The sequence below is a fragment of the Streptomyces sp. NBC_01477 genome, assembly GCF_036227245.1.
Lineage (GTDB): Bacteria > Actinomycetota > Actinomycetes > Streptomycetales > Streptomycetaceae > Actinacidiphila.
Window position 1 is genome coordinate 1,030,958 of sequence record NZ_CP109445.1, and the last position, 18,910, is coordinate 1,049,867.

Here is an 18,910-nt window from a genome sequence, read left to right on the forward strand (position 1 = left end):
GCGACCACCGATCCCCTGGAGACCACATGTCCGACGTACCCGCAACCGCCCGGCTCGGCCGCGAAGAGCTGGACGCCCTGGACGCCCATTGGCGGGCCGCGAACTATCTCGCGGTGGGCCAGATCTACCTGATGGCCAACCCGCTGCTGACCGAGCCGCTGCGCCCCGAGCACATCAAACCCCGGCTGCTCGGCCACTGGGGCACCTCACCGGGCCTGAACCTCGTCCACACCCATCTCAACCGGGTGGTCAAGGCCCGCGACCTGGACGCGATCTGCGTCTGGGGACCCGGACACGGCGGCCCCGCCGTCCTGGCGAACTCCTGGCTGGAGGGCAGCTACTCCGAGACGTATCCGGACGTCAGCCGGGACGCCGAGGGCATGGGCCGGCTGTTCAAGCAGTTCTCCTTCCCCGGCGGCGTCCCCTCCCACGTCGCCCCGGAGACACCCGGCTCGATCCACGAGGGCGGCGAACTGGGCTACGCCCTCTCCCACGCCTACGGCGCCGCCCTCGACAACCCCGGCCTGCTCGTCACCTGCGTCATCGGCGACGGCGAAGCCGAGACCGGACCGCTCGCCACGTCCTGGCACTCCAACAAATTCCTCGACCCCGTCCACGACGGCGCCGTCCTGCCCATCCTCCACCTCAACGGCTACAAGATCGCCAACCCCACCGTCCTGGCCCGCCTCCCCCAAACCGAACTCGACCAACTCCTCCACGGCTACGGCCACGACCCCATCCACGTCACCGGCCACGACCCCGCCACCGTCCACCAGGCCATGGCCCACGCCATGGACACCGCCCTCGACCGCATCACCGCCCTCCAGAAAGCCGCCCGCGAGCAGGGCGCAGCCGAACGGCCCCGCTGGCCCATGATCGTGCTGCGCACCCCCAAAGGCTGGACCGGACCCGCCGAAGTCGACGGCCTCCCCGTCGAAGGCACCTGGCGCGCCCACCAGGTGCCACTGTCCGAAGTCCGCGACAACCCGCAGCACTTGCGGCAGCTGGAGGAGTGGCTGCACTCCTACCGCCCGGACGAGCTCTTCGACGAGTCGGGACGCCCGCGCCCGCACGTGCTGGCGTGCGTACCGGCCGGCGAACGCCGGGTGGGCGCCAACCCGCACGCCAACGGCGGTCTGCTGCTGCGCGACCTGCCGATTCCGGCTCTGGAGCGCTTCGCCGTCCCCGTCGACAAGCCCGGCACCACCCTGCACGAGCCCACCCGTGTCCTCGGCGACCTGCTCGAACAGGTCATGGCCGACACCGCGGACCGCCGCGACTTCCGTCTGGTCGGCCCCGACGAGACCGCCTCCAACCGGCTCCAGGCCGTCTACCAGGCCTCCGGCAAGGCCTGGCAGGCGCAGACCCTGCCGGTGGACGAGAACCTCGACCCGCACGGCCGGGTGATGGAGATCCTCTCCGAACACACCTGCCAGGGCTGGCTGGAGGGCTACCTCCTCACCGGCAGGCACGGCCTGTTCTCCTGCTACGAGGCCTTCGTCCACATCATCGACTCGATGGTGAACCAGCACATCAAATGGCTGCGCACCACCCGCAGGATTCCCTGGCGCCGCCCCATCGCGTCGCTCAACTACCTGCTCACCTCGCACGTCTGGCGCCAGGACCACAACGGCTTCTCCCACCAGGACCCCGGCTTCATCGACCACGTCCTCAACAAGGCCCCCGAAGTCGTCCGGGTCTACCTCCCGCCGGACACCAACACCCTGCTCTCCGTCGCCGACCACATCCTGGCCTCGCGGGACTACGTCAACGTCGTCGTCGCCGGCAAGCAGCCCAGCTTCGACTGGCTGTCCATGGACGCCGCCCGCGCCCACTGCGCCCGCGGCGCCGGGCTGTGGGAGTGGGCCGGCACCGAGGACGTCCGGCGCGGCCCCGATGTCGTCCTGGCCTGCGCGGGCGACGTCCCCACCCTCGAAGTGCTCGCGGCGGCGCAGCTCCTGCGCCACCACCTGCCCCAACTCGGCGTACGGGTCGTCAACGTGGTCGACCTGGCCCGCCTGCTGCCCAAGGAGGAACACCCGCACGGCATGGCCGACGCCGAATACGACGCGCTGTTCACCCCCGACAAGCCGGTCATCTTCGCCTACCACGGCTACCCCTGGCTCATCCACCGGCTCGCCTACCGCCGTGCCGGCCACGCCAACCTGCATGTGCGGGGATACAAGGAGAACGGCACCACCACCACGCCCTTCGACATGGTCGTCCGCAACGACCTGGACCGCTACCGCCTCGTCATGGACGTCATCGACCGCGTCCCCGGCCTGGCCATCACCGCGGCCCCCGTCCGCCAGCACATGGAGGACACCCGCCTGCGCCACCACGCCTGGATCCGCGAGCACGGCACCGACCTGCCCGAGGTCGCCGACTGGACCTGGGAAGGCTGAGCGAGCCCCGGCCTCGTGTGCCGCGCGGCCCGACCGGGCCCGTGGGCAGGGCCGTTCGGCCCACGAGGTCGGGCCCTGGGCCCCCAGCGCCCGCACCCCCGCCGGCGGGACAGTAATGGCGTACCGGACAGCAACTCATCGAGCAGGGAGACATCATGGCCGTTCACAACCAGCCCAGGCAGCGCTCCGGATTCCACCTGCCCAGCCGGAACGGGGCGGTCGCCGAGCCGGTGAACGACACGGCGACCGCCGCCGGCGCCGCGCTCGCCGCCAGGGCACTGGCCGCCGTACGGATAGCGACCGGCTTCATCTTCCTGTGGGCGTTCCTCGACAAGGCCTTCGGCCTGCACTACGCCACCGGCTCAGGAAAGGGCTGGATCGACGGCGGCTCCCCCACCAAGGGCTTCCTGTCCGGCGTGTCCGCCGGCCCGCTGCAGTCGTTCTTCCACCACATCGCGGGACAGGGCTGGACCGACTGGCTCTTCATGCTCGCCCTGCTCGGCATCGGCGCCGCCCTCATGAGCGGCATCGCGCTGCGCGTCACAGCCGTGGCGGGCACCGTCCTGATGGCGATGATGTGGGCCGCGGAATGGCCGCCCGCCCAGCACCTGTCCACCGGCGCCCCGAGCATGTCGTCCAACCCGTTCGTGGACTACCACTTCGTCTACGCCCTCGCGATGATCCTCTTCGCCTTCGCCGCCGCCGGCACCACCTGGGGCCTCGGCCGCCTCTGGGCCCAGCTCCCCGTCGTCCGCCGCAACCGCTGGCTGCTGTAGTCATGACCGGCCCGCACGCAAGGGGGCACCGCCCGTCGGGGCGGTGCCCCCTTGCGTTTCCGCCGCCGTGCCGGCCGGTCAGCGGATGCCGGCGACGATCCGGCCGGCCTCGTCCGCGGCGAAGGTGCCGTCGCCGGCCAGGAGCAGGCTCCGTTCACCGTCCGGCAGGGCCGGACGGTGAACGGCGACCGCGGAGGTCAGCTGGTCTGGAGGGTGAGACCGTAGGCGGACAGGATCGGGTTGACCGGCTGGAACCAGGTCTCGCCGCCCGACGTGCAGTTGCCGTAGCCGCCGGAGGTCACTCCCTGGGCCTGGTCACCGCTGATGAACGAGCCGCCGGAGTCGCCCGGTTCCGCGCACACGTTGGTCTCGGTGAGCCCGTAGACGCTGCCCTGGCTGTAGTTGACCGTCTCGTTCATGCCCAGCACCGTGCCGCAGTGCCAGTGCGACGTCGAACCCGAGCGGCAGATCGAGGAGCCCACCGGGGCCACGGCGGAACCGTGGACCAGCACGTCGGAGACCGTGCCCCAGCCGAGCACGACGTTGACGGTCCACCATCCGCTGCCCACGTTGACCCAGGAGTAGTCGTTGCCAGGGAAGGTGCCGCCCTGGAAGTTGCCGACGTAGGAGCCGTCCCAGCCGTAGACGGCTGCCCCGCCCTGGGCGCAGTGGCCGGCGCTGACGAAACCGCCGTGGACGGAGAAGCCGATGGAACAGCGGATGCCGTGACTGGTGTACGGGTCACCGCCGACCGTGCCCGCGGACAACGTTGTCGGCCGTGCGGCGGCGGTGGTCTTCACCGTGACGGCCTCGGCGGTGTCGCCCCGCTCGGCGCCGGCGACGAAGGCGCGCACCGCCGGGTCGCCGGCCGCATCGGCGCGGACGTCGATCACGACCTTGTTCGACTGGAGGTCGACGCCCCAACTGCTCACTCCGGCGGGGGCCTTCTGTTTCCTGGCCAGGTTGTCGATCGCGGTCTTCGCCGAGTTGAGCTGTGCGGCGGTGCGGGCGACCACGACGGAGGCCGCGCCGGTCCTCGCCACGGTCTTCGCCGCCCGCGCGTCCGTGACGGCGACGACCAGCTTCCCTTCGGCGGGATCGAACCACGAACCGCCGTAGGAGCTTCCGGCGGCCTTCTGCGCCGCCGGTTCGAGGGCGGTGGCGGTGGCCTGCTGCTCCAGCCGCTGCTGGGCCTGGGCCTTGGTCAGGCCCAGGTCGTGGACCATCGTCGTGACCACGGCGTCGGAGGCGCCGGTGAAGGCGGGGGCCGCGGTCGCCGTCATGGCGCCCGCACCTCCCACGGTGGCCGCGGCGGCGAGCGCCAGGGACAGGCCGACCATCATGCTGACTCTGCGTTTCATGGCACTTCCTCTTCAGTGCGGGGGGTGAGACCGATGAGAGAGCGCTCTCACGTGAGGGCGGGGCCATCCTATGACCGCAGAATTGTCATGTACAGGTCGCCTCGGTGTTCCGATTGCGCCTGAACTCCTGCCCGGCGGGGGGAAGTCGTACCGCCCCGGGCCCAACTCGGCGCTGGGCCCGGGGCGGTACGGCGCGGACTCAGCTCCCGTAGCCGAGGGCGAACAGGTGGACCGTGCCCGAGGCCCCGGTCACCGGCAGCGTCACCGAGGCCACCGTCTTGGCCGGGTCCAGCGGCACCTTCACCGAGAAGACGTACGCCTTGACGTTGTCCCGGCCGCCGTCCGCGGTGTTGCGGTAGGCCGAGGCCGCCACCGTGGTGTTGCCCGGAAGGGGCTTGCTGGCATTGCCGTTGAGGGTCCAGTCGGCGAAGACCACGGTCGCCTTGGCGGTGCTGCCGTCGGTGTAGGTGACGGTCAGGTCGCCGGGGACGCCGCTGCCGTCGGTCGGCGCGTTGGTGGCGGCGCCGAGCAGGCCGAGCCAGGCACCGGAGGAGCCGGCCGGCTGCGGGATGGTCTGCCCGCCGACTTCGAGGTTGTCCGGCCGCCCCGGGGCGGTGGTCGGCCAGGTGTAGGTGATCCCGTCCGCGGTGAGCTTGCCGCCGCCGGCGACCCCCGCCGCGGCCAGGGCGTTCTGCGAGTACGCCCAGCCGCCGTCGTCGAAGCCGCCGGTGAAGCGGGTGTCGTCGGCGTAGACGCCCTCGTTCGACTCGTACGGCCACAGCGCGCCGGGCTGCGCGACGGCCACCCGCAAGGTGGCGCCGGCCAGGTCGGCGCCGCTGGTGTGGTCGGTGAGCGCGAAGGAGACGGAGTAGGCGCCCTCCGTGCCGCCCGCGGTGACCGGGACCTGCGCCTGCGCGGTGCCCGAGGCGGGCACGGTCAGCGAGCCGGACGTGGCGCCGAGGCTCACCCCCGGGTCCGCGGTGGCCGTCCAGTCCGCGGTGACGGCCTTCGCCCCGAGGTTGGTCAGCCGCAGCGTGGCGTCACCGCTCGCACCGGGGGCGATGACGAGCCCGTCGCTGGTCGGGCCGGTCGCGGCCAGCACCCGCTGGCCGCCGGTGGTGTCCGACGGCGGCGCCGCGTCAGGACCGGTCGCCCACGAGGTGTTCGGCTGCGCCCCGAGCGCGAAGTCCAGCGTCCTGGCCGAGCGGAACTGGCCGAACGTCAGCCAGGCGGCATTCCACGCCTTGCCCTTGACGTCGAGCGACTGCACGTAGGGCGCGTCGGGCGCGGCCTGCGGGGCGTTGAGCGTGACCTGCTTGCCGTTGCCGAAGGTGACCTTGGCGATCGGGAACGCCGGGCTGCCCAGCGCCAGGGTGTCCGTGCCGGGCGTCTCCGGGTACATGCCCAGCGACGACCAGACGTACCAGGAGCTCATCGCGCCGAGGTCGTCGTTGCCGAAGGAGCCGACCGGGGCGTTGAAGTACAGACCGGTCTGCGCCTGCCGCACCGCGGCCTGGGTCTTCCACGGCTGCCCGAGGTAGTCGTACTCCCAGGGGATCTCCAGGCTCGGCTCGTTGGAGAGGTCGGCGTCGGTGCCGCCGGGCTCGGTGATGCTGTCCAGCAGGCTGTCGAGGTACGAGGCGTAGGCCGCCGGGCCGCCGCGGGCGGTGATGAGCTGCTTGAGGTCGAAGGGGACCATCGGCGTGTACTGCGCCGAGGTGCCCTCGACGAAGCCGTTGGAGGTGGCGGGGGTGAAGCCGCCGGCGAAGCTGCCGTCCTTGTTGCGGCCCTGCATGTAGCCGGTCTGCGGGTTGAAGACGTTCATCCAGTCCTGGGCGCGGGTGGCGAACCTGGTGTAGTCCGCGGTCTTCCCCAGCGACTTGGCGAACGAGGCCAGCGCGTAGTCGGCGCTGTCGTACTCCAGCTGGGTGGACACCGGGCCGTAGAAGTTGCAGCAGCTGTAGTCGGTCTCGTCCAGCGGCAGGTAGCCCTTGGCGTCGCGCACCGCCTGGCCCGGGCGGTCCTGGTTGGGCGTGGTCGCCTCGTGCACCATGGCGTCCAGCGCGTGCGCGGAGTCGAAGTTGCGCACCCCGAAGGCGTAGGCGTCGGCGATGATCGAGGCGCCGGGGTCGCCGACCATGACGTAGCTCTCGCCGTTGTTCGAGGCCCACTTGGGCAGCAGGCCGGTCTGGTCGTAGCCGTTGAGCATCGAGGTGACGACGTCGCCGGTCTGCTGCGGGGCTACGGTGGCCATCAGCTGGGTCTGCGAGCGGTAGGTGTCCCAGCCGGAGTAGTTGGCGTACTGCGCCTTCTGGCCCTTCGACAGCGTGTGGACCTGGTTGTCCATGCCCATGTACTGGCCGTTGTCGTCGGAGAAGACGTTCGGGTGCAGCAGCGCGTGGTAGAGCGCGGTGTAGAACTGCACCTGCTGGTCGTGGCTGCCGCCGCCGACCGCGATGCGGCCGAGCACGTCGTTCCAGGCGTTGTGGTTCGCGGTGCGCAGCTTGTCCGGGTTCCAGCCGCTGATCTCCGAGGAGAGGTTGGCCGCGGCGTTGTCGTCACTGGTGTACGAGATGCCGACCGCCGCGGTGACCGCGGTGGAGGACGCGGTGTCGAAGGTCAGGTACATCCCGTTGGCGCCGGTGACCGGGGCCGCCGCGGCACTCTTGCCCGAGGTGCCCGAGGTGCCCGCGCGGGCGGCCGGGGCAGCGCCCGCCACCGGGTGCACGGCCGGGGACGGCGCGGCGGGGACGGTGGAGCGCTTCTCGTGCGGTGCGCCGCCCTGTCCCGCGTTCGGCGCGGGCGCGGCGGTGCGGCCCGCCGCCAGCGCCTTGGCACCGGGGTTGACCGTGCTGCCGACCCAGGTGCCGCTGGCGGTGAAGGGGCGGTTGAACGTGATGTCGAAGTGCAGCGTGTAGCGGTTGCCCGCGCCGCAGAAGTGCCCGCTGTCGACCGCGCCGCTCACCTCGTGGTTGTTCACCACCTTGACCCGGGTGCCGTCCACCTGGGTGGCGCCGCCGCTCAGCTTGAGCAGCAGATTGCCGGGCGCGCCGGCGGGGAAGGTGAAGCGGCCCAGGCCCGCGCGGGTGGTGTCGGTCAGTTCCGTGGTGACACCGGAGGCGTCGGTCACCGTGTACGAGCCGACGGCCGTCTTCTCGTCGCTGTGCGCGAACTCGGCCGTGGCCGCCGACAGATTGCCGGGCAGCGCTCCGGAGACCGGCAGGATCGGTACGTCGCCCGCGACGTCGCAGCCCGGCCCCGAGACGTGGGTGAGGCTGAAGCCGGAGATCTTCGTGCTGTCGTACTCGTAGCCGCCGCCCTGCGCCCGGTGCGGGGTGGTGTCGGGACCCCACTGCATCATGCCGAACGGCATGTCGGGGCCGGGGAAGGTGTTGACCAGGCCCGAGGTGCCGATCAGCGGGTTGACCAGGGACGCCGGGTCCTTGACCGGGGACGGCGCCGAGGCGGCCGACGCGCTGTCCAGCGATTGCAGCGGCAGGGCCGCCAGGCCCAGCAGGGACCCCACCACGGCGAGCCTCCGCATGGCGCGGCGGCCCGGCCGGGAACGGCGGGTGGAGCGAGGGTGGTCCGGGCGACGCAAGGAGATCATCGTGACTGCCTCCGCGGTTCGTGCGCACGAGTGTGCCCAGGAGGACGGATGGCGTCCTCGGGTCGGCAACGGCGCCGCGCGTTCGCGTCCTGCGGTTCAGGCGACTGGGGCGGCGATGCGTTGACAACGTTGCCAGACCTGCACGAGCGACGAGTCAAACGCCAATGCCGAGGCCATGTCAATCCCCCGCACGGCAAGGGTGGTTACCGCACCCGTACGGCCGAGGGCCACGGCGTCGCATTGTGGGCTTAATGGCTGCCAACACTAGGCTATTGGGGGGTAATTGGTGTTCCGGAGGATATATGCGGCGTTCTGCCGCCGCGGTCGGCGAGGATGCGTGCATGGACACGCTCCGACAGACCGACACCATCGACACCATCACCGCGAACACCCGCGAACTGGACGCCCTGGTGGTGCGCCACGCCCACATCACCGACTCACGCCTGTCGCTCGCCGACCTCGGCCTCTACGTGCGCTGCATGTGGCTGCAGAGCGTCTACGGCGACGACGGCGATGTCGACCGGCTCATCTGGGAGTTGGACCTGCCGCCGGAGGAGACCAGGGCCGGCCTGCGCCGCCTGATCCACGCCGGTTACCTCAGCGTCCCCAGCCGGGAGAAGGTGGAGGCCAGGCGGACCGTGCAGCAGGTCGGGGCGCTCCGGGCGGCGCTGGACCAGACCGGGCCGCTGCTGAGCGAGTACGAGCAGGCGGTGGTCGCCCGCTTCGTCCGCCTGGCCGAGGAGCGGGCCGAGCGGGCCGAGCGGACGGCCTCGCTGTTCGCGTCGTTCGAAAGGCAGGAGAGTCGGCAGCACGCCCCCGACCGGCCGTGACCCGCACCTCCGACGGCCGTGACCCGCGCCCCGGGACCCCCGTGGCGGTTTCTGACCGCCCGCCACCCTCCGGCCGCCGTCCGCGGCCGGACAATCATGGCCGGAACGGCGCCCTCCGCATCCATTCCGCGGTGACGGGCAACCGCGCGTGCGGGACTCTTCCAGCCATGCGCGAAAGATCGGCCACCCCGCGCGTCGCCGCCGGGAGCAGTATTCCGGCCTCCGGCCCCGGACGCCCTCCTGATCGGAAAACCCGTACCAGGAGCTTCCCCCGCCCGAAGAAGGAACACCGCCCCTTCCGGGGCGGGGCCGTTTGAAAGAAGTTTTGCACAACGGGACCGAAAAACGATCGTCATTATTTTACACAGCAGTCGCCCGGAGAAGCGGGCAAACTCTTTTCGTCGTGTGACGTAGGACACATGGTGCGTTTTCGGCGGTGCGCCTTTTCCGATCCCCCGAGGAGCCGGCGGGCGCAGGACCACAGGGCGAAGATCTCCGCTTTGTCGCCCACCGCTCCGAGTGCGCACGTCAAACCGCCGCGGACGGAAGACGCACCCGCACATCACCCGCACATTCGGAGCACATATGCTCCGTTTCTCGGCGCCCTCGCCAGGGCCTCGCGGACGTGGTAGACGACTCGCCGTTCCCGGCCCGAGCGGATCCGACATCTGGCCGATACGCCTTGGTGGGCTGATGTGAGCTTTCGGCCAGAGGGAGAAATACTCTTGAAATATATCCGCGCCGCCCAGCAGACTATTTCTCCAGGCCCTGGGTCTGCACCCACCGTTCAGCGCAGGGTACTTTTCCTGAAAAGTGAGGTGAATATCCATGAAGAAATTCCAGGTACGTTCCACAGGACCTATCCGGCTGACCAGCTCGGGCACCTCCGCCTACGGTCTGATCGCCAAGGGATCCGCTCTGCCGCTGTCCTGCCCGGCCCAGTGACCGACATGACGGGCGGGTAAATCCGCCGTGGCGTGCACGGTGTTCATCCGTGCACGCCACGGCGGATCTTCCGGCGGCAGAAAACGATGTCCGGAACAGTCGGCCGACCGCCAGGGGAAAAATTCCGTGGAAAGCTCGCACGTCATACTTCATCCGCTCAGCTTCATCACCGAAGGCGACGAGGTCATCGTCGGCCGGGCGGACACGGAGACCTACGCTGTTTTTCCGGCGGATGCCGCCGACATCGTCCGGCGGCTGCTCGACGGCGCGCCCCTGGACGAGGCAGCCGCCTGGTATGCCGAGGAGTACGGCGAGACCCCCGACATGGGCGATCTCGTCGAGACGCTGCGCGGCCTCGGCTTCGTACGCGAGACCGGGGAGACCGCGCCCGTCGCGCCGCCGCGCAATGTGACGCGCTTCGGCCGGCTCGCCCGACGGCTCTTCTCGCCGGTCGCGGGAGTGCTCTTCGTCCTCGTCATGGCCGTCTGCGGCTATGCGATGGTCCAGCACCCCTGGCTGCGCCCCGGGCCTTCACGGATCACCGCCGGGGACTCGCTCCTCGGCCTTCTGCTGATCGTGCTCGTCTCCCAACTGGCCGGTATCGCCCTGCACGAGACCTTTCACGTCCTGGCGGCGCGCCGGCTCGGCGTCCCCGCCAGCGTGACCATAGGGCGGCGGCTGTACTTCCTGGTGTTCCAGACAACTCTGACCGGCCTCATGGGAGTTCCGCGCTCCAAACGCATCCTGCCGTTCTGCGCCGGTCTTCTGGCCGACGCGCTCTTCGGAAGCGCGCTCCTCGGTGTCGCCTGGGCGTGCCACGGACACGGCAGCGCCGCGGCGGCAGCCGGGCACGCGGCAATGGCCGCGCTCTATCTCACCGTCCTGCGGATGGCCTGGCAATTCCTGGTCTTCATGGAGACGGACCTCTATTACGTACTGGCCCAACTCCTGCGCTGCCCGGACCTGCACGCCCTGTCGCGCGCCTATCTGCGCAACCGCTACTGGCAGTTCGTCCGGCGGCCCGAGCGGATGGCGGACCAGTCGGTTCTCACCGGGCACGAACGGGCGGTCGTGCGCGTTTACGCGCCCGTGGTCTTCGTCTGCAGTGCCGCGATGATGGTGGGAATGCTCACCTTCGCGCTGCCGGCTCTCGGGACGCTGATCCACCGGTTCGCCGTCGGCATCGCCCGCTGGAGCGTGACCGATCCGCACTGGTGGGATTCCGTTCTCACCCTGATATTCGTGCTGCTCGAACCCGCTCTGGTGGCGGCCATGGCATTTCGCGACCACCGCGGCGGCAAACGGTCCGCGGGTACCGCAGCCCGAATCGACCAGCTCGGTCCTCAACGTTAAGGAGAATGCCGTGAGCGAAGGATCCGGGCATCTGTGGGTGACGGGTGACACCCGTGCGGCGCGCGCCGCCCTGTCCCAGGCTCAGCGCCCCGATGTGACGGTGGACTGCCACCGCCGTCTGCGCGGGCCCTACACCGGTGCAGGCGCCGCGCTCCGCGCGCTGCTGCCGCGGATGAGCGACCTGGACACCGCCGTCCTCGAAGGCCACCGGAAGGAGATCCTGGCCGTCGCTCCCGAACTGGTCGGCCTCATCGGCAAGAACGCCGAGACGCTGACGGTCGCCGTCCCCACCGAGGAGCGCACCCGCTGGTTCCCCGCGAACACCTCCCGCCGGCAGAGCCACGGCATCGTCGACCTCCTGCGTGCCCTCACCGGGCCGGACGGCCAGGACCGCCCGCTGACCCTCGCCTTCGACACGGTCCACGAGGCCGACCCGACCGACGCCGAATTCCTGGCCATCGCCCTGCGCCGCCTCGACCCGTCGCGCGTACGCCTGGTGATCGGCGCCGCGGACGCGGAGCTGCCCACCGAGCTGGCCGAGGCGAAGGCCCGCCACGCGCACCAGCTGCTCGCGCCCGCGGTGGCCCGCCCGCCGCTGACCGGGGACCGCGCCGGCTCCCTCGACGCCGTGCGGGCGTACCTGGCCTCCGACGGTACGTCGGACGACCCCGCGCTGATCGCCGCCTTCCGCGACTGCGACCCGGCCGTACGGGCGCCCCTGCACGACGAGCGGGTCGAGGAACTGCTCGCCGCGGAGACCTGGTCGGCCCGCCTCGGCGCCGTCCCCTGGCACCGCAGCCACGGCACCCTGCCCATCGCCGACGTGATCGTCGCGGTGAGCGAGCCCGCCGCGTACTGCATCGGCGCCGCCTACTACGCCGCGGCCCTGCACCTGGTGGAACCGCTGGTCGAGCGGGTCGACCCGGAGGCCGATCCGAAAAGCTACTACTACCTGCGGCTGCTGGTTGCACAGTGCCTCGGCGCCCTCGACCGCCCTGGCGACACGGAGGCCATCTACTGGGACCTCCTGTCCCGGACCAACAGCCCCTGGTCCCACATGTCGATGTACTACGCGCTCGGCATCATCTACACACGGCTCTACGACCCGGACCACCGCGACCACGCCCGGGCCCGGGCCTTCATGAACACCGCCGTCGAGATAGCCAAGCTGCTCCCCGACCCCGACTCCCGGGCCTTCCACACCGTCTTCATGAGCAACGGCAAGGCGCTCGTGGAATCCCACCTCCGCCGCCCCGAGTCCGCGCTGCGCCTGGTCGAGGACGGCATCGCCCAGCTGGACAGCGCGTTGACGCCGGACCAGCACCGCCTGCACCGCTCGGTCCTGCACCACAACCGCTCCCAGGTGCTGGCCGCGGTCGGCCGCCTGGAGGAGGCCATCGCCGACCTCGACCACGTCATCGAGGTCGATCCGATGTACCCGGAGTACCGCTTCGACCGGGGGAACGTGCTCAGCCGACTGGGCCGTTACACCGAGGCGCTGCGCGATTACGACCACGCCGCGCGGCTCGGCCCGCCCTTCCCCGAGCTGTTCCACAACCGCGGCCTCGCCCACGCCGGGAACGGCGACCTCGCGCGGGCCGCCGCCGACTTCGGCTACGTCCTGGACCTGGAGCCCGACCACCTGGAGGGCCGGATCAGCCTCGCGTCGCTGCTGCTGGACACCGGGGACGCGCTGGGCGCCGCGGCCGTGGCGGAAGCGGGTGTCGCGCTGACGGCCGAGGAGCCCCGGCTGCACTGCGCACACGGCCTGGCCCTGCTGGAACTCGGCCAGACGCAGGAGGCCACCGAGGCGTTCGACCGCGCGCTGGTCCTCGACCCGGGCCTGACCGCCGCACGCGTCAACCGGGCGATAGCGGCGTATCAGCACCAGGAGTTCGACCGCGCGCTCGACGACCTGTCCAGCGCGCTGGAGAAGGACCAGGACAACCCGGACCTGCTCTACAACCGCGGCTTCGTCTACGAGGCCCTCGAACAGTGGGACCGGGCCGCCGCCGACTACAGCCGCGCCCTGCACGCGGAAGAGGCGGACCGGTCGGAACTCCTCTACCACCGTGCCCGCTGCCTGGCCGCGGCCGGCCGCACGTCCGACGCCCGGGCCGACTTCCGCGCCCATCTGGCCCTCGGCGACTCCCCGTACGAGCAGGAGATCAGCTCTCTGCTCGGCTGACCCCGGGCGCGGCGCCGGACGGCCAGATCGCGCGCAGCGGTGCCATGCCGTCCTCGACGTAGTCGGCGATCGGGCGCTCGCCGCCGTCGAGATACCACTGCTCCAGCGCGGCGAAGTAGCCGAACACCAGCGCGTTCGCCGCCACGCGCGCCTGGGTCGCGGTCATCTCGGCGCGGCCGGCCGCCATCATCGGGGCTATCCGCTGGCTCGCCCGGTCCAGCGCCGCGCACGCGGCCGTCCGCACCGACGGCTCCTGGAAGAAGTACCGCACCCGCCGCCAGGGGCCCGGTTCGGCCCGCGGTCCGGGCGGCCCGGGCGGCTGCTCCCCCGCCGGCGCGGCGGTCCGCTCCGGCGGTGATTCGTACCTGAGCACGATCCGCAGCAGGCTGCCGACGGGGTCGGCCAGGTCCAGGATCTCCTCCAGCACCTCCTGGCTCATGCTGTCGAACTCGTCGGCGACAAGGAGCCCTTCCTTGGTGCCGAAGTAGCGGTAGACCGACGACGGCGACACCTCGGCGGCGGCGGCGATCTCCTCGATCGTCACTGCGCCGAAGCCTCGTTCGTCGAACAGATCGAGTGCCCGCTCCTGGATGGCGCGCCTGGCCCTGACGCGCCATCGTTCCCGCAGACCGGATGCCATCCGGCAAGGCTACCGACAGTCACACTCCTCAGCGAGTGACGTCCTTTCACTCTTGACCCATCGCGCACAGCTTTCGTACAGTCACTCGCATGAGAAAGTCACTGTCTGAAAACGGGGGGTCCTGGTGGTGACGGCACGCGGCCGGCGCCCGGCCCATGGCGCCGTGGCGGTGGCGCTCGTCCTGTCCGTCGTCCTCGCGGTGGCGGCGATCGTCGACCAGGCCGGCGGGCGCAGCCTCATCGAGCACGCCGACGACGTCTACGCCTCGTCGGGCAAGGAGCCGTCCGCGAGCGTGCTCTACGGCCTCGTGTACGCCGTCGCCGTCGTCGACTTCCTGCTGTGGCTGCTCGTGCTGGGGGTCGCGCGCTCGCACCGCCTTTCGGCGGCGGTCCTGGCCGTGGTCGTGATCACGGTCTCCGCGAGCCTGGCGATACTCCTGCTGGTGTCCACCGAATACGACGCGCGGATCTTCCCGCCGCTGTGGGGCGTCCTGGCGCTCCTGCCGGCCGCCGCGGGCGTCCTCGCGGCCACGTTCCTGCTGCGCGGCAGGTCGGCCCGCGGCTGACGGCGCTAGGAACCGCCAGCCGGCCCTTCGGTGAGCGAGTGGGCCGTGGCAGGCTCTCCGCCCTCGGCGGAGAGCTCGCGCCGTACGAGCGCCAGCGTCTCCTCCGCGCTCGCGATGCCGGCTTCCACCGCCGTGGCCAGCCAGGTCTCCGCCTCCGCCAGCTCCCCCCGGCTCGCCAGGATCTGGCCGAGCGTGCGCGCGGCCGAGGGGTTGCCCGCCTGCGCGGCGCTGCGGCACCACGCCTCCGCCTGCTCGGGCTGATCGCGTCCGGCCAGCAGCACCGCGTACTCGTAGGCCGCGTCGGCGTCACCCGCCTCCCCTGCCCGCAGCAGCCAGCGCTCGCCCTCGGCCGATCCGCCGGGCTTGTCGAGCAGGAGCCGGCCCAGCAGGCAGGCGGCCTCCGGCAGGGCTTCGGCCACCTGCCGCAGCCGTGCCTCGGCCTCCTGCGTACGGTCGTCCAGCAGCAGCAGTCCGGCGAGGCGGAGGGTGGCACCCGGATAGCCGCTCTCCTCGGCCGTGCGCCACCAGCGTGCCGCTTCCCCGTACTCACCGCGCTCCGCGAGCAGGACGCCGAGGTTGTTCGCCGCGCTCGGGATCAGCGGCGCGGCCACGCGCCACCAGCGTTCGGCCTCGCCGAGGTCGCCGCTCCTGAACAGCTGGTTCGCGAGGTTGAGGGCGGCGTCGACGCGGCCGCTGTCAGCGGCCATGCGAAGGATCGCCGCGGCGACCTGGGGACGGCCGCTGCGCCGGACCGCCTCGGTGAAGACGAAGGTGTCCAGTGCCGTCTCGTCGGACAGCATCGCGAGCAGCAGGGACCTGGCCTCCGCCGGCCGGCCGGTGCTGATCAGGAGGTCGATCAGATTGCGCCGGGCGACCAGGTCGCCTCCCTCGGAGCCGCGCCGGAGCGTCGCCTCGGCCGCCGCCGGGTCCCCCTCGGCCCGCTGCATGAGGCCGAGGTTGTTCAGGGCGGGAAGGTGGCCCGCCGCTCCGGCGCGCTGGTACCAGGCCGCGGCTTCCGCGCTGTCCCCCTGATCGGCCAGCCATACGGCCAGGTTGAACATGGCCACCTCATGGCCGGCCTCGGCGGCGCGGGCGTACCACCGGGCGCCCTCGGTACGGTCGCCGCCCCGGCTCAGCAGCACACCGAGCTCGTTCGCGGCGTCCGCGTGCCCGGCCTGCGCGGCGACCCGCCACCACCGCTCGGCCGCCGGCAGGTCGTCGTTCTGCTCGGCGACATGGGCCAGCCGCGCGGCCGCCAGGTCGTGACCGCCCTCGGCGAGGGGCCGCAGCAGCCGTACGCCCTCCGCCTCGTCGCGCAGGCCGACCAGGCTGCCGTACGCGTAGGCCGCCTGGTCGTCGCCCGCCTCCGCGCCCTTGCGCCACCACTCCTCGGCCGCCACCAGGTCGCCGCGCTTGTACGCGAGGGAGCCCAGCGCCCGGAACGCCCCGGCGTGGCCGCCCTCTGCCGCCCTGACGAGCCAGGTCTCGGCCCGCTCGTCCTCGCCTTTCCTGCGCAGCAGCATCGCGAGATTGGCTGCCGCGGGCGCCAGCCCCGCCGTCGCGGCGGCCTCGTACCAGCGCCCGGCCTCCTCGGGGTCGTTCCGCAGGTCGCGGACCGCGCCGAGGTTGAGCTGGGCGATGAGGTGGCCCGCCTCGGCCACGGGCCGCAGCAGCGGCTCGATCTCCTCGGGGTCCAGACGCTGCATGAATCCGGCGGAGGTGAAGTTGACGATCGCGTCGTGGTCGCCGCTCTCGGCCAGCGGGCGCCACGCCGTTTCGGCGATCGCCCATCTGCTCGCCCACGACGCGGCCAGCGCGATCAGCGGCCGGGTCCTGTCGTCACCGCTCTCCAGCGCGGTGAGCCAGACGGCGTCCGGTACGGGGCGGGCGTCAGCGACGCGGGCCACGGCGTCCACGAGGTAGTCGAAGGGCCGCCATGTCCCTTCCTCGCTGCCGGGCATGAGCAGGCTGGCGACGCCGTAGCGGACCCGCGCCGCCCAGTCGAGCGCGTCCTCGTACGGCTCGGGGCGCAGGACCGCGCCGCCGAGGGCGTCGAGGTGGTGCGGGTGCACCGCGCGCAGCAGCCGCTCGGGCACGTCACCGGTCAGGCCGATACGGGCCAGGTCCACGGCGGCCGCGACGAGGGCGGCGCCGCGCGGATGGCCGCCGCGCGGCGCGGGCCGCACCGCCCTGAGCCACTCCTCCAGCAACTCGGGCCCGGCGGCCAGGTATTCGGCGATCCCGTGCGGCCCGTGCCGCAGGTGTGCCTCCGCCAGGCGCTCGTCGGGGACCGCGGTCACCCGTTCCAGCTCCGCCGCGCTCCATGCCCGGGGCACGACGATCGGCTGCACCATGTCCAGCACCCGGATGCCCGCGTCCGAGGGCACGTGGTCAGGTACCGACGTGCCGGACGTCCGCTCCACGGTGGCCCGGAGCGTGTCGAAGCGCTCGTCCCGGAGCGTCGCCACGACCACGAGCCGGGCCGCGGTGAGCGCGGAGAGCAGCGCGGGCTCCAGCCCGTCGGGCCCGAGATGGCCCTCCAGGTCGTCCAGCCACAGCACGTGCCGGCCGTAGCCCGGGCCGCCTTCCGCCGGGTGGAGCGGCCGCAGGTCGGCGCCGCGCGGCGGGGCGAGCAGCAGATGGCCGGGCAGCACCGCGCGTACCGCCTCCAGGGCGGTACGGCTCTTGCCCGAGGTCGAGTCACCGGTGAGCAGCACCATGCCGCCGCGGACGGACACCGCTCGCAGCGCGTGGCGCACCTGCTCGTCCACGTCCCGGGGAACGTACGGCGGCAGCAGGCCGGCAACACCGTTGCCGCTGGCCGGGGTTGGGCTCGCGAGCGCGTCGGCGCCCGCGTCCGCCCCGCCCGGGCGGGCCCGGTGCACACCGAGGGCGAGCGGATCGCAGTCGGCGACCGGCTGCCAGCGTCGCAGGGCCGCGACGCCGGACGCGGGTGCGCCGTGGTGGTGCTGATGGAATCCGCCGGCCACGGTGTGCACCGCCACACCGCCGACGCCGGCGAGCAGTCGGGCGCCCCACGCGCCGACGTCGAGGGCGGAGTGGGCGGAGGAGGAGTCGCCGGGCGCGCTCAGGTGTGCTGCGGGCCCGGCGCCTGAGGGTTTCCCAGCGAGACGTCCCGCATCCGCAGCGCGGCGACCCCTCCGGCCTCGGCCTTCACACTCACGTCGCCCCCGACGGCGATGCCCTCGCCCTGGGCGGTCACCGAACCCGGCCCGGTGGAAGCGGCGGTGGCGGCCTGCACTTCCTTGACGGCGTCCGCCAGGGCCTGCGCCAGCGCCGCGTCCCCCTGCGCGGCTCCGGTCAGCGCGTGCGTCACCCACCGCCGGGTGCCCTCCGAGACCTCCGCCTGCTCCGAGGCCGCCTCGGACCGCGCCTGGTCCAGCGCCGGGTCCTCCCCCAGCGCCCGGGTCACCAGATCGTGGACCCTCGCCATCCCGGCGTCCACCGTCCGGTCGACTTCGGCGTCCGCCGCGTCACCGGCCCGTCGTGCCTTGCGCACCAGATACGCGCACAGATATCCGACGGCGATCTCCGCACCCATCATGTGTCGGCTCCCCCAAGTCCTCGGCCCCACAGCGGAGTTCCGACCGTATCGCCCCCACCCGCGCACTCGCAGCCGATCGCTTCGCCCGCTCCCGCCGTCGGCGGCCGGACGGGGACCCGTAGGGACTTGCGGGCGATCCGCCGGCCCGGCGCGTACCCGCCCGGTGCCCGGACGCCGGGAGCCCGCCCCCACCCCGTGAGGACAGGCTCCGGCCCTTCCTTGCCGCCTCGCCGGCCGACGCGTCGGATCACGTGCGGCCGGCGAGGAGTGATCCGCTGGTCAGAGGGTCAGCACCAGGGCACGTCGCCCAGGTTGACGACGTAGCGGGCGGCCACCCACCCGGCACGGTCGTACAGCTTGTACCAGCGCGGGTTGCCGTCGACGACCTGTCCGTTGACCTTGCACTTGATGCGGATGATGGTGCCCGGCGGGAAGCTGCCCAGGGCCGCGGAATTGGTGGTGGCCTCGCTGCGGATGGTCAGGGGCAGGTTCGAGACGACCCTGCCTTCGACGTACGCGGCGGCCCGCACGGAGGACACGGACGCGGGCGCGGGCACGGGGCTCGCGGTGCTGGCGCCCGCCGGGGCGGATCCCAGCATGCTGAGTGCGGCCGCCCCTGCGGTCAGCGCGACGGTGGTCATCACCTTCGACGTGAAGAACGGTTGCATGACT

The 18,910-nt window shown here is 72.0% G+C and carries 12 protein-coding genes; 6 read left to right on the forward strand and 6 right to left on the reverse strand.

The features are described from left to right. The first annotated feature begins 26 nt into the window (after positions 1–26). Positions 27–2,405 (forward strand): phosphoketolase family protein, encoded by a 2,379-nt coding sequence (locus OHA86_RS04095; protein ID WP_329172560.1) that lies wholly within the window; start codon positions 27–29, stop codon positions 2,403–2,405. A gap of 155 nt (positions 2,406–2,560) precedes the next feature. Beyond that, positions 2,561–3,181 (forward strand): hypothetical protein, encoded by a 621-nt coding sequence (locus OHA86_RS04100; RefSeq protein ID WP_329172562.1) that lies wholly within the window; start codon positions 2,561–2,563, stop codon positions 3,179–3,181. Between the two features lie 197 nt (positions 3,182–3,378). Here the strand turns inward: OHA86_RS04100 and OHA86_RS04105 are convergent, their stop codons facing one another. Both OHA86_RS04105 and OHA86_RS04110 read right to left on the reverse strand, forming a co-directional pair. After that, positions 3,379–4,542 (reverse strand): S1 family peptidase, encoded by a 1,164-nt coding sequence (locus tag OHA86_RS04105; protein ID WP_329172563.1) that lies wholly within the window; start codon positions 4,540–4,542, stop codon positions 3,379–3,381. 199 nt (positions 4,543–4,741) lie between these two features. Further along, positions 4,742–8,071, reverse strand: a complete 3,330-nt coding sequence (locus tag OHA86_RS04110; RefSeq protein ID WP_329172564.1) for a GH92 family glycosyl hydrolase — start codon at positions 8,069–8,071, stop codon at positions 4,742–4,744. A gap of 422 nt (positions 8,072–8,493) precedes the next feature. Between OHA86_RS04110 and OHA86_RS04115 the strand changes: the two genes are divergently transcribed. The 3 genes from OHA86_RS04115 (at position 8,494) to OHA86_RS04125 (ending at position 13,468) form a co-directional block, all read left to right on the forward strand. Further along, on the forward strand, positions 8,494–8,982 hold the full coding sequence (locus OHA86_RS04115) for a hypothetical protein (protein ID WP_329172566.1): 489 nt from the start codon (positions 8,494–8,496) through the stop codon (positions 8,980–8,982). A 1,071-nt stretch (positions 8,983–10,053) separates the two neighbouring features. Then, positions 10,054–11,280 carry a hypothetical protein gene (locus OHA86_RS04120; RefSeq protein ID WP_329172568.1) on the forward strand — a complete coding sequence of 409 codons (1,227 nt, stop codon included), beginning with the start codon at positions 10,054–10,056 and terminating at the stop codon, positions 11,278–11,280. Positions 11,281–11,290: 10 nt separating this feature from the next. Next, positions 11,291–13,468, forward strand: a complete 2,178-nt coding sequence (locus OHA86_RS04125) for a tetratricopeptide repeat protein (protein ID WP_329172570.1) — start codon at positions 11,291–11,293, stop codon at positions 13,466–13,468. Here the strand turns inward: OHA86_RS04125 and OHA86_RS04130 are convergent. After that, positions 13,449–14,108, reverse strand: coding sequence for a TetR/AcrR family transcriptional regulator (locus OHA86_RS04130; protein WP_329172573.1), 660 nt, complete (start codon positions 14,106–14,108; stop codon positions 13,449–13,451). The two genes, OHA86_RS04125 and OHA86_RS04130, sit on opposite strands and share 20 nt — an antisense overlap. Before the next feature lie 124 nt (positions 14,109–14,232). On the opposite strand from OHA86_RS04130, the gene OHA86_RS04135 reads away from it, so the two are divergent. Then, positions 14,233–14,673, forward strand: coding sequence for a hypothetical protein (locus OHA86_RS04135; protein ID WP_329172574.1), 441 nt, complete (start codon positions 14,233–14,235; stop codon positions 14,671–14,673). A gap of 5 nt (positions 14,674–14,678) precedes the next feature. Here OHA86_RS04135 and OHA86_RS04140 read toward each other — a convergent pair whose 3' ends face one another. The 3 genes from OHA86_RS04140 to OHA86_RS04150 all read right to left on the reverse strand — a co-directional run bounded on the left by OHA86_RS04140 (position 14,679) and on the right by OHA86_RS04150 (position 18,906). Then, on the reverse strand, positions 14,679–17,678 hold the full coding sequence (locus OHA86_RS04140; protein WP_329172576.1) for a tetratricopeptide repeat protein: 3,000 nt from the start codon (positions 17,676–17,678) through the stop codon (positions 14,679–14,681). Between the two features lie 83 nt (positions 17,679–17,761). Next, positions 17,762–18,238 carry a hypothetical protein gene (locus OHA86_RS04145; RefSeq protein WP_329172578.1) on the reverse strand — a complete coding sequence of 159 codons (477 nt, stop codon included), beginning with the start codon at positions 18,236–18,238 and terminating at the stop codon, positions 17,762–17,764. A gap of 287 nt (positions 18,239–18,525) precedes the next feature. Then, positions 18,526–18,906, reverse strand: coding sequence for an SH3 domain-containing protein (locus OHA86_RS04150; protein ID WP_329172580.1), 381 nt, complete (start codon positions 18,904–18,906; stop codon positions 18,526–18,528). Positions 18,907–18,910 lie beyond the last annotated feature (4 nt).

Excerpts from the sequence above, each read along its gene's own strand:
- OHA86_RS04095 (WP_329172560.1), top strand. The coding sequence starts at position 27 with ATGTCCGACGTACCCGCAACCGCCCGGCTCGGCCGCGAAGAGCTGGAC.
- OHA86_RS04100 (WP_329172562.1), top strand. The coding sequence starts at position 2,561 with ATGGCCGTTCACAACCAGCCCAGGCAGCGCTCCGGATTCCACCTGCCC.
- OHA86_RS04105 (WP_329172563.1), bottom strand. The coding sequence starts at position 4,542 with ATGAAACGCAGAGTCAGCATGATGGTCGGCCTGTCCCTGGCGCTCGCC.
- OHA86_RS04115 (WP_329172566.1), top strand. The coding sequence starts at position 8,494 with ATGGACACGCTCCGACAGACCGACACCATCGACACCATCACCGCGAAC.
- OHA86_RS04130 (WP_329172573.1), bottom strand. The coding sequence starts at position 14,108 with ATGGCATCCGGTCTGCGGGAACGATGGCGCGTCAGGGCCAGGCGCGCC.
- OHA86_RS04145 (WP_329172578.1), bottom strand. The coding sequence starts at position 18,238 with ATGATGGGTGCGGAGATCGCCGTCGGATATCTGTGCGCGTATCTGGTG.
- OHA86_RS04150 (WP_329172580.1), bottom strand. The coding sequence starts at position 18,906 with ATGCAACCGTTCTTCACGTCGAAGGTGATGACCACCGTCGCGCTGACC.